Source organism: Pseudanabaena biceps PCC 7429 (assembly GCF_000332215.1).
In the GTDB taxonomy this organism is placed as follows: Bacteria; Cyanobacteriota; Cyanobacteriia; order Pseudanabaenales; family Pseudanabaenaceae; genus Pseudanabaena; species Pseudanabaena biceps.
Map to the genome: position 1 here is coordinate 1 of NZ_ALWB01000444.1, position 853 is coordinate 853.

The 853-nt window shown below is 38.0% G+C and carries 1 protein-coding gene; it reads left to right on the forward strand.

Going from position 1 to position 853, the window contains the following annotated elements:
- Positions 1–247 precede the first annotated feature (247 nt).
- Positions 248–622, forward strand: a complete 375-nt coding sequence (locus PSE7429_RS23035; protein WP_009629819.1) for a transposase — start codon at positions 248–250, stop codon at positions 620–622.
- Positions 623–853 lie beyond the last annotated feature (231 nt).

Consider the following 853-nt stretch of genomic DNA (forward strand, 5'->3'; position numbering starts at 1 on the left):
CATTAGAGCGATCAAGAATGTTGACACAAAGGCAAGTCTTGCTGCATTCCATTGCAGATGTTGCTGCAACATTTCGCGGAATAGGTTAATCTCTTTCATAGGGGGGGTTATAGCCGATGTGGTTATCTTCTATAAAACCCCTTCCTGTCTACTTTTGCAACTTTTTGTCCTGTACTAAGTAGATCTTTATAGTGACTATCTAATTAGTTCTTTTGGAGCAACAACTGCAACAGGATTAGCTAAACTATTGAAGGGAGATATCAATCATGACGAAGTGACGCAATGGCTGGCACACAAAGAAAGAACATCAGCCGAATTTTGGGTAAAAGTAAAACCGTATGTGCGGAAAATTGAAAGTGAAGAAGGAGTCCTAATCATAGATGACAGTATCGAGGAGAAACCCTATACAGACGAAAATGCCCAAATCTGTTGGCACTATGACCACAGTAAAGATCGGCAAGTAAAAGGGATCAACTTTTTAACAAGCCTGTATAGCAATCAAGATATAGCCATACCAGTGGGGTATCAGCTAATTACCAAGACCGAATATTATGTCAATAAAAAACAGGAAAAACAAACCGTAGGAGTGAGAAAGGAAAAAACGAATATTTTCGAGAATTAGTAGCCCAAGCGATGAAAAATCAAATCCAGTTTCGTTATGTCCTCAATGATAGCTGGTTTGCTTCATCCGAAAATATGAGATTCATCAAAGGAGAGCAAAACAAAGATTTCATCATGCCCTTGAAAGATAATCGTAAGATGTAAGAATTCAGGTAAGAATAGGAATGAGAGAAATAGAAGAAGGATCAATTAAAGCTTGACGGAAAAAATCAATGACAGATTTACCTTGAGC